Annotated in this window: 8 protein-coding genes; 3 read left to right on the top strand and 5 right to left on the bottom strand. The window is 72.4% G+C overall.

From position 1 onward, the window contains the following. From ACFFCA_RS03850 to egtA, 5 genes are all read right to left on the bottom strand, one after another. The coding region (locus ACFFCA_RS03850; RefSeq protein WP_375481980.1) for a lysophospholipid acyltransferase family protein at positions 1-779 on the bottom strand (779 nt) is incomplete at its 3' end. A 52-nt stretch (positions 780-831) separates the two neighbouring features. Then, entirely contained in the window at positions 832-1,800 is a 969-nt protein-coding gene (gene egtD, locus ACFFCA_RS03845) for an L-histidine N(alpha)-methyltransferase (protein ID WP_375481978.1), read from the bottom strand. Continuing rightward, positions 1,800-2,504 carry an ergothioneine biosynthesis protein EgtC gene (egtC, locus tag ACFFCA_RS03840; RefSeq protein ID WP_375481976.1) on the bottom strand — a complete coding sequence of 235 codons (705 nt, stop codon included), beginning with the start codon at positions 2,502-2,504 and terminating at the stop codon, positions 1,800-1,802. The genes egtD and egtC overlap by 1 nt, the downstream gene beginning before the upstream one ends. After that, positions 2,497-3,765, bottom strand: coding sequence for an ergothioneine biosynthesis protein EgtB (gene egtB, locus ACFFCA_RS03835; RefSeq protein WP_375481974.1), 1,269 nt, complete (start codon positions 3,763-3,765; stop codon positions 2,497-2,499). Before egtB ends, egtC begins: the two co-directional genes overlap by 8 nt. Further along, on the bottom strand, positions 3,758-5,059 hold the full coding sequence (gene egtA, locus ACFFCA_RS03830; RefSeq protein WP_375481973.1) for an ergothioneine biosynthesis glutamate--cysteine ligase EgtA: 1,302 nt from the start codon (positions 5,057-5,059) through the stop codon (positions 3,758-3,760). The genes egtB and egtA overlap by 8 nt, the downstream gene beginning before the upstream one ends. Before the next feature lie 362 nt (positions 5,060-5,421). Here egtA and ACFFCA_RS03825 point away from each other — a divergent pair, with 362 nt between their 5' ends. The 3 genes from ACFFCA_RS03825 to ACFFCA_RS03815 all read left to right on the top strand — a co-directional run bounded on the left by ACFFCA_RS03825 (position 5,422) and on the right by ACFFCA_RS03815 (position 9,943). Continuing rightward, positions 5,422-7,014 (top strand): alpha/beta hydrolase, encoded by a 1,593-nt coding sequence (locus tag ACFFCA_RS03825; RefSeq protein WP_375481971.1) that lies wholly within the window; start codon positions 5,422-5,424, stop codon positions 7,012-7,014. 87 nt (positions 7,015-7,101) lie between these two features. Then, positions 7,102-8,445, top strand: coding sequence for an amidase (locus ACFFCA_RS03820; protein ID WP_375481969.1), 1,344 nt, complete (start codon positions 7,102-7,104; stop codon positions 8,443-8,445). A 130-nt stretch (positions 8,446-8,575) separates the two neighbouring features. After that, positions 8,576-9,943: an aspartate aminotransferase family protein gene (locus tag ACFFCA_RS03815; RefSeq protein WP_375481967.1), complete on the top strand. Its 1,368-nt coding sequence runs from the start codon at positions 8,576-8,578 to the stop codon at positions 9,941-9,943. Positions 9,944-9,945 lie beyond the last annotated feature (2 nt).

Raw genomic sequence — 9,945 nt, 5'->3', positions numbered from 1 at the left:
CCGTGAGCGCGCCGCTCGGCCACCCGCCGGGCCGTCCGCTCGGCTGCGGCGCGCTCACGGTCGGCGGCCACCTCGACGGTGGGCGCCGAGCCGCCGGCCACCGCGGGCACCCACCACCGGTCGGCGTCGTCACGGGGTTGGTCGGGGTAGGCACGCCACGCCTCGACGAGCAGGGCGTCCATCCGGTGGCGTAGCTCGGCGTCGACGTCGGCCGGGTCGGCGTCGCGTCCGGGCACGATCGGCTCGCCCACCACGATGAGCACGGTCTTGCCGCGGGTGAGGCTGTACTGCTTGTCGACGGTGAAGGTCCGCTGCGGGGCCCACAGCACGACGGGGATCAGTGGCACCTGCTCGCGGACGGCCAGCGTCGCGGCGCCGAGCTTGAAGGACTTGAGCGTGAACGACCGCGAGATCGTGGCCTCGGGGAACACCCCGACCAGTTCCCCGGCCGCGAGCTCGCGCGCCGCGCGCCGGTAGGCCGCCGCTCCGCTGGCCCGGTCGACCGGGATGTGGCCCATCCTGCGCATCAACGGACCGGCGACACCGTGCTCGAAGACCGCGGTCTTGGCCATGAAGCGCACGAGCCGTCGCCGGCGTCGACCGGCCAGCCCGACGAAGGCGAAGTCGAGGTAGCTGAGGTGGTTGCTGGCCAGCACCGCGGGCCCGTGGGAAGGGACGGCGTGCTCGCCGATCACGCGCAGTCTCAGCCCCAGCAGCCGGAACACCAGCCGGAAGATCCGGATGACCGTGCGGTACGTCCGGTCGTCGTGCGGCCCCATGCGCCCACTATCCGCCCTGTCGTACCGGATCGGTACACCCAGGGTGGCCGGTCTATCCCGGGACGGAGAGAGACAGCGCGAAGTCGCCGGGCGGGTCCGTCCACCACTGCGTCAGCAGCAACCCGGCCGCGGCCAGTTCGGCCTCGACCGTCGCCCGCCGGAACTTCGAGCTGATCTCGGTCCGCATCTCCTCGTGCTGTGCGAAGTGCACCTCGAGGCCGAGTCCACATACCTGCACCACCTGCTCGCGCGACGACTGCAACCGCATCTCGATGCGCTCGTGCTCGGCGTCCCAGACCGCACGGTGCTCGAAGGCGTCGAGGTCGAAGTCGCCGTCCAGGTCGCGGTTCACCACGGCGAGGACGTTCTTGTCGAAGGCCGCGGTGACGCCCTGCGCGTCGTCGTAGGCGGCGATCAACCGCTCGACGGGCTTCACCAGGTCGGTGCCGAGCAGGAACGCGTCGCCCGGCCGCAGGATGCTGCGCACGTCGGCGAAGAACCCGGCGCGCTGTGCCGGGTCGAGGTTGCCGATCGTGGACCCGAGGAACGCGACGAGTCGCCCCGGGTGACGCGGCAGCTCGCCGAGGTGACGGTCGAAGTCGCCGACGACCGGTTCGACCAGCACGCCGGGGAACTCACCGGCCACCGCGGAGCTCGCGTCCTTGAGCACGGCCGGGTCGACGTCGAAGGGGATGAAGCTCTCCAGGGTGCCGGCGTCACGCAGCGCGCCCAGCAGCAGGCGGGTCTTCTCCGACGTGCCGCTGCCGAGCTCGACGAGTGACCGCGCGCCCGTGACGCGGGCGATGTCGGCGGCGTGGGCCTCGAGGATGGCCCGCTCGGCGCGCGTGGGGTAGTACTGGGGCAGCCGGGTGATCTGGTCGAACAGCTCACTGCCGTGCGCGTCGTACAGGTACTTCGACGGCAGCGTCTTCCGGGTCGCGGTCAACCCGGCGCGGACGTCGGCGGCCAGCTGCTCGGCCAGCGCACCGGGGTCGGTCAGGACGACCTCGGGGACGTTCATCAGGACTCCAGATCGGTGACGGTGATCCGGGCGGGTCCGTCGACGCCCCGGGTCACCTCGATGAGGTGGTGATCGGGCACGTCGGTCCAGCGCGGGTCGTCGTCCCACGGCTCACTGGCCACGACGACCCCGTCCGGCTCGACGAGGTAGCTCAGCTCGTCGCCCCAGGTGAGCCCGAGGACCCGCTGCCCGTCGGTGAGGAGCAGGTTGAGGTAGGCGTCCGGGTCGCGCCTGGCGACCTCGCGGACGGTGTCGACGACGTGGTCGGCCCCGCGGTCGAAGACGTGCGCGGCCAGCTGCGCGGAGTCGCAGGTGGACTCGGCGTCGCGGCTCGCGGGCAGGGCGCTGCGATCGACGCGGCCGTTGTGCGACAGCAGCCACGCACCGTCGGTGAACGGTGCGGCCGCGCTCTCGTCCATGGGCATACCGACGGTCGCGGAGCGGACCGCGGCCAGCACCGAACCGGACGCGAGCACCGGCGCGAGCGAGGCGAAGGACGCGTCGCCCCACAGCGGCCGCGCCGAACGCCAGCGGCGCACCGCACCGTCGGCGTCGTGGAAGCCCACGCCCCAGCCGTCGGCGTTGACGACTCCGCGCTTCTGGCGGCGCGGCGCGTAGGACTGGTGCAGCAACCCCGCCGGTGGATCCAGCACGAGCGACGACACCGAGCGCGGTGCCCCCAGCCAGGCCAGGTGCCTACACATCCCAGGCCAACCGGAACCCCGTGAAGATCTGGCGCCGGATCGGGAGGTCCCAGTTGCGGAACGAGGGCCGGATCGAACTCGCGTCGACCGCCCACGACCCGCCGCGCAGCACGCGGAAGTCGCCACCGAAGAACGGTGCGCTGTACTGCGCGTAGAGCATCGGCGTGAAGCCCGGCCAGGCCTCGAAGCCCGAGGACGTCCACTCCCACACGTCACCCATGAGCTGCTCGACGCCGTAGGCGGAGGCGCCGGCCTCGTAGGCGCCGACGGGAGCCGGGCGCAGCCCCGTGCCGCCGAGGTTGGCCAGCGCGGGCGTCCAGTCGGCCGCGCCCCACGGCCAGCGTCGCCGCTCGCCGCGCTCCGGGTCCCAGGCACACGCCTTCTCCCACTCCTGCTCCGTCGGCAGCCGGGCGCCGGCCCAGGCGGCGTACGCCTCGGCCTCGAAGAAGCAGACGTGCTGCACGGGTTCGTCGTCGGGCAGGTCCTCGACCGCGCCGAAGCGGACCCGGCCGCCGTCCACCGTCCAGAACTGCGGGCGCTGGAGACCGGCCTCGACGCGGTGCGCCCAGCCGGGCTCGGACCACCAGCGCTGCTCGTCGTAGCCACCGGCCGCGACGAAGCGGCGGTACTCGCCATTGGTCACCGGCACCCGGCCGATGCGGTAGGCGGGCAGGTCGACGACGTGGGCCGGTCGCTCGTTGTCCAGCGAGAACGGCTCGTCGCTGCCGTCGACCCCGAGCTCGAACGGGCCGGCCGGCACCAGCACGCCGTCGTGCAGCACCGACCGCGCGGCCGGCACCGTGGTGCCCGGGCCGAGGATCGGGGTGCCGTCGCGCAGCTGATGGGTGGCCAGCATGGTCTCCACGTGCATCTGCTCGTGCTGCTCGACCATCGCGTACGGGAACAGCGCCGCCGCGTCGTCGGGAAGCCGGTCGAGCGCGTCGAAGACGCGGCCGCGCACGTCGTCGAGGTAGGCGCGCGCCTCGCCGGGGGTGAGCAGCGGCAGCGTCGCGCGGGTGGCCCGCGGGTTCTCGAAGGCGTTGTAGAGGCGCTCGACGGCCTGGGGCAGCACGCCCTGGGCCGACGCGTCGCCGGCGCGGAGCAGCCAGAGATCCTCCTGCTGGCCGATGTGGGCGAGGTCCCAGACCAGCGGGCTCATCAGCGGGCTGTGCTGGCGGGTCAGCTCGGCGTCGTCGAACTCGGTCAGCTCGGCGGTGCGGCGGCGGGCTCGTTCCAGGCCGCGAGCGGCATTGTCACGCACGGGCTTCCTCCAGCAGGGCGGTCAGCGGGTCGGTGGCGGTGGCGCGCTCGCGGATCTCGTCGCCCGGTGTGCGTCCGGCGGCCACGAGTTCGGCGTAGGCATCGACCTGGTCGTGCAGGGACGGCGGCGCGTGCCGCACGGCGATGTCGAGGCACGCGGTGGCGGCGGCGTGCAGCGCCCGGTCGGCCAGGCCGTCGCGTGCCGCGACCAGCCAGGCGTCGCGCACCGGTGCGCAGGCCTCCGCCGCGGAGTCGGCGGCCACCGGGTCGTCGACGAGCACCGTGGCGATCGTGGCCAGCGCGGGCCACCAGCGGTCGGGCACCGCGTCGAGGCAGCGCAGCTCGAGATACCCGCGCGGACGGATCGGTGGGAACAGCGTCGTGAGGTGGTAGTCGAGGTCCTCCACCCGCGGCGGCCGCGGCACCACGGCGCGCCCCGACACCCAGTCCGCCAACGAGGCGCCGGTCGTGACGGCCTGCGCGTCGGCACCGTCGCGGACGAGCATCAGCGGTGCGTCGAGTGCGTAGTCGGCCCAGGCCTGCGCGGGCTCGGCGCCGTGGATCGGCGCCGTCCGGCCGTGGTCGATGCCGTGCCAGGCCTGCTGGCGCATCGAGTGCCAGCCGGACGCGGTCCCGCCGAGCAATGGCGAGCATGCCGAGACGGCGACGAGGACCGGGCTGAGGTCGCGGATGTGCGCGGTGCGCCGTGCCCACCCGTCGCGAGGACCGGCGTCGAGATTGACCTGCAGCGCGGCCGTGGCCGTCATCATGGCCCGACCCGGTCCGGCGCAGCCGCGTGCGGCGAAGTGCGTCTCCATGGCGACGTAGCGCCGGCTCGGGTTGACGCGGCGGGCCTCGCGGGCGGGGTCGGTGCCGAGCGGTGCGGCGCCCAGCCCGACCTCCAGCAGTGCGGCGGCCAGGACGGCGCGGTCGGCCTCGAGGGCCGCCACCGAGCCGGCCACGCCGACCACGGGCGGGGTCGACAACTCGATCTGGCCACCGGGTTCCAGGGTGACGCTACTGCCCGACGGCATGGCGGGCAGCCCGGCGACGACCTCGGTGATGCGCTCCCAGTCGGGCCGCCGCGCAGGCCGGTCCAGGTCGACGAGGTGCAGTTCGAGCTCGAGGCCCACGAGGCCGGAGCCGGCCGGCGTCTCGGTGAGTGCGCTGGCCGCGATGTGGGACCGGGCGACGGCCAGCGGGTCGGCGCTGAGGTGCAGCGCGTCGGTCTCCGTGCAGTCGGCCGGACAGGGCCCGCTCGGATCGCGATCGGTGAATGAATACTGAGCGGTCATCCGCCCCCTCCAGGTCCGGACCGGTCACACCGTGAGGTGCGACCGCGGGTCGGTGCGGGGGCGGCCCAGGCTCGGCCGTCCTCGTACTGCGGTGATGCTGGTACTGCGTCGAACTGGTCGTTCGTCATCCAGTGTTGCCTACCGCGGGCGTCCGACAAAACCCCGGGTCGAGGGGCCTGAGACCCCCTTGCGGAGCTGAATCGCTTCACCGGCCGAACGGTCTGTCGTGCGACTTCGCCCGGACCTCTTGTCCGGCGGGGTCCCGCCCGCAACACTCATATCCCCTACACAGGTAGGGAGTCTCCCGAGACCAAGGAGTCCCGTTGCGCCGCTTGTTGTCCATAGTGGTTTCGCTGGCTGCGGTGGGTGCGGTTGCCGCCGCGCCGGTGGCCGCGCAGGCCAGTCCGAAGGCCCCCACCCGCTCGTCCGTCTACCAGCCGCCGAAGATCGCCTGGGGCGCCTGCCACGACGACACGTTGACGGGGATCGGCGCGCAGTGCGGCTACCTCGTCGTGCCGCTCGACTACGCCTTCCCCAACGGCCACAAGATCAAGATCGCCGTGTCGCGGCTGCTGCACAAGAGCGGCACCAGCTACCAGGGTGCGATGTTCACCAACCCCGGCGGCCCGGGCGGTTCAGGACTCGACCTCCCGGTGCTCGCTCAGTACGTGCCGAAGCACGCCGGTGACGGCTACGACTGGTACGGCTTCGACCCGCGCGGGGTGGGGTCCAGCATCCCGTCCCTGAGCTGTGACCGGCACTGGACCAAGCCCGACCGGCCGCCCTACGACCCGACGACCGCGGCCATCCACCGCGCCTGGGTCAAGCGCTCGAAGGCCTACGCCGCGAAGTGCGCGCACACTGCGGGCCACGCCCTGTTCAACCACGTGCGGACCACGGACACCGTCAACGACATGGAGAGCCTGCGACGCGCCATCGGCCGGCGTCAGATCAACTACTACGGCTTCTCCTACGGCACCTACCTGGGCTCGGTCTACATGACCCTGCACCCGACGCGCGTGCGTCGTTTCGTGCTCGACAGCACGGTCGACCCCCGCACGGCGTTCTACAAGAGCAACCTCGACCAGGACGTCGCGTTCCAGCGGACGTTCAACATCTACTTCAAGTGGCTCGCGAAGTACCACAGCGTCTATCACGTGGGCGCCAGCTTCCGCACCGTGCGGGCGCGCTACCTCGCCACCATCGCGAAGCTCAACCGCCATGCCGCACGGGGCATCCTCGGCGGCGACGAGTTCATCGACGTCTTCACCTCGGCCGGCTACTACGTGTACGGCTGGGAGGACATCGCCAAGGCGTACTCGGCGTACATCAACCACAAGAACCCGAGCGCCCTCATCGCGCTGTACCGGCAGGCCGACCCGACGACCGCGGGCGGCGACAACGAGGACGCGCTGTACCTCGGTACGCAGTGCACCGACGCCCGCTGGCCGCGCAGCCAGGCCCGCCTCGACCGGGACAGCCGCAGGCTCAACAAGAAGTACAACTACTTCACGTGGAGCAACGCCTGGTTCAACGGGCCCTGCGCGTACTGGCACTTCCCCGGCCGCATCCACCCCTTCAAGGTCTCGGGCCGGAAAGTGCACGCCAAGATCCTGATGATCGACGAGACGTACGACGCGGCGACGCCGTACGAGGGCAGCCTGTACGTGCGCAAGCTGTTCCGCGGCGCATCGCTGATCGAGGGGCGCGACGGCACCACGCACGCCGGTTCGCTCAGCGGCGTCTCGTGCACCGACAACGCGATCGCGACCTATCTCGCCACCGGTAAGACGCCGGCCCGGCGATCGGGCAACCGCTCGGACAAGGTGTGCCCGCCGGTGCCGAAGCCGAACCCGCTGGCCGATGCGAACGCACGGTCGGCGGCCACGGCGGGCGTCGCGCACCGCAGCCCGGTGCTGTTGCGGATCCTGCAGGACGCGCAACTGGTTCGCTGACGCAACCGGCAGCACCGATCCGACAGGCCCGTCATGGCCCGACCGCTACGGTCGGGCCATGACGGGCACCCACGCAGCAGGCATCGCATGACGGCGACGGCCACCGCGACCCAGATCGCCGCCGCCGTCCGGGCCGGGCGCACGACGGCGCGAGCCACGGTGGAGGCCGCGCTCGGGCGGATCGAGGACTCCGCGCGTCTGAACGCCTGGCAACAGGTACGGGTGTTCGCGGCGCTGCGCGAGGCCGACGAGATCGACGCCCGTCCCGACCGCGCCGAGCTGCCCCTGGCCGGCGTCCCGATCGCGGTCAAGGACAACGTGGCGGTGGCGGGGGAGCCGCGCCGCAACGGGTCGCTGGCGACCGACGACGCGCCACAGCCTGCCGATCACGAGGTGGTGCGCAGGCTGCGCGCTGCGGGCGCGGTCGTCGTCGGCACCACGCGCGTCCCCGAGCTGTGCGTGTTCGGCACCACCGACTCGTCGTGGGGCATCACCCGGAACCCGTGGGACGTCGACCTGACCCCGGGCGGTTCGTCGGGCGGTTCCGCCGCTGCCGTGGCCGCCGGCGCGGTCCCCGTCGCGCACGGCAACGACGGGATGGGCTCGCTGCGCATCCCGGCCGCCTGCTGCGGACTGGTCGCGATCAAGCCGGGCGCCGGGGTCGTGCCACGCGACCTGGGCAGCGGGTGGTTCGACATGTCCGAGAACGGGCCGCTCGCCACCACCGCCGCCGACGCAGCGCTCATGCTCTCGGTGCTCGCTGATCGCCCCGGTCTCGCGACGCCGCTGGATCCCGGCCGGCTGCGGGTCGCGGTGTCGACCGCGGTGCCGATGGTCGGGGTACCGCTCGCCCGGCCATGGGCCGACGTCACGCATCTCATCGGCGAGGTGCTGCACGGTGAGGGCCACGCGGTCGAGGCCGCCGACCCGCCGTACGGGTCGACACTGGGCCTGCACGAGATGGTGCGCTGGGTCGCCGGTACCGAGCTCGACGCGCGTCTCGTGCGCGACCGCACCCGCCTCGCGGCCCGCACCGCCCGGCATGCGGCGGTCGGCCGGCTCGCGCTGCGCGCCGGGCTGCCGCGGGAGAGCGGGCGCCGCCGATGGCTGCACCGCGCGGAGCGCTTCTTCGCCGACGTCGACATCCTGCTGACACCCGCGCTGGCCCAGCCGCCGGTACCCGCGAAGGCCTGGGCCGGGCGGGGCTGGCTGGCCAACGTGTGGTCGAACAGCCGCTACGCGCCGTTCGCGGCGCCGTGGAACCTCGCGGGCTGGCCGGCGATGGCGGTCCCGGCCGGGCTCGACGCGCACGGCCGTCCACTGGCCGTGCAGCTCGTCGGCAAACCCGGTTCCGAGGCGCAACTGCTCAGCGTGGCCGGGCAGATCGAGCGGGTCCGGCCCTGGGCGCGCACCGCGCCGACGACCCGCTGACCCAAGCTGCGGACGCGGGACGGCTCGGTCCTCGACACCGATGATCGACGCCGACCTGTCACCGGCCCTGCCGCCGCGTGCGTCGACGTGGCAGGGTCGGGGACAGACACCACGCTCGAGAGGATGACCCATGTCGGACCTCGCCGGCCTGCCCCGCGACGACGCCACCGTGCGCCTGCTCGACCGCGACCACGTCTTCCACTCCTGGTCGGCCCAGGAACTCATCGACCCGCTGCCGATCGCGAGCGCGTCGGGTTCCTACTTCGCCGACTACGACGGCAACCGCTACCTGGACTTCTCCAGCCAGCTCGTCAACGTCAACATCGGTTACTCGCACCCACGCATGATCGCGGCGATCACCGAGTACGCGCAGCGGTTCACGACGGTGTCGCCGGCTTTCGCCAACGACGCACGCAGCGAGGCCGCGCGGCTCATCGCCGAGGTGTCACCTCCGGCGCTCAACCAGGTGTTCTTCACCAACGCCGGCGCCGAGGCCAACGAGAACGCCATCCGGCTGGCGCGCCTGCACACCGGACGCAGCAAGATCCTGGCCGCCTACCGCAGCTACCACGGCGCCACCCACGGATCGATCGCGCTCACCGGTGACCCGCGACGGTGGGGCAGCGAGCCCGGGGCGATCCCGGGCGTCGTCCACTACTGGGGGCCTTATCCCTACCGCTCGGCGTTCCACTCCGACTCACCCGAGCAGGAGACCGAGCGCGCGCTGCGGCACCTGCACGAGACCGTCATGGTCGAGGGCGCCTCGACGATCGCCGCGATCATCCTCGAGCCGGTCGTCGGCACGAACGGCATCCTCGTCCCGCCGCCCGGCTACCTCGAGGGCGTGCGCCAGCTCTGCGACGACACCGGCATCCTGTTGATCAGCGACGAGGTCATGGCCGGCATGGGCCGCTGCGGCGAGTGGTGGGCGGTCGACCACTGGAACGTCGAACCCGACCTGATCACCTTCGCCAAGGGCATCAACTCCGGGTACGTGCCGCTCGGTGGTGTCGTGATCTCCGACGAGATCGCAGAGACGTTCGCGCGGCGGGTCTACCCCGGCGGGCTCACCTACTCGGGCCATCCGCTGGCGTGCGCCACCGCGGTCGCCTCGATGACGATCTTCCGGGACGAGAAGATCCTGGAGAACGTCCGCACCCTCGGCGAGGAGGTCGTCGAACCCGAGCTGGCCAAGATCGCGGCGAAGCACCCGTCGGTGGGTGACGTCCGCGGCCTGGGCATGTTCTGGGCCGTCGAGCTCGTGCGTGACCGCGACACCCGCGAACCGCTCGTGCCGTTCAACGTCGCCGGCGCCGCGGCCGCCCCCATGACCGAGTTCGCGGGTGCGTGCAAGCAGCGGGGGCTGTGGCCGTTCACGCACTTCAACCGCACTCACGTGGTGCCGCCGTGCACCGTCACCGCGGACGAGCTGCGCGAGGGCCTGGCTATCCTCGACGAGGCGCTCGAGGTCGCCGACGGCTACTACACCGGGGCGTAGGT

It is taken from the genome of uncultured Jatrophihabitans sp. (genome assembly GCF_964252635.1).
In the GTDB taxonomy this organism is placed as follows: domain Bacteria; phylum Actinomycetota; class Actinomycetes; order Mycobacteriales; family Jatrophihabitantaceae; genus Jatrophihabitans.
The sequence above is the reverse complement of the archived record's forward strand: the minus strand, read 5'-3'. Positions and strand labels throughout refer to the sequence as shown.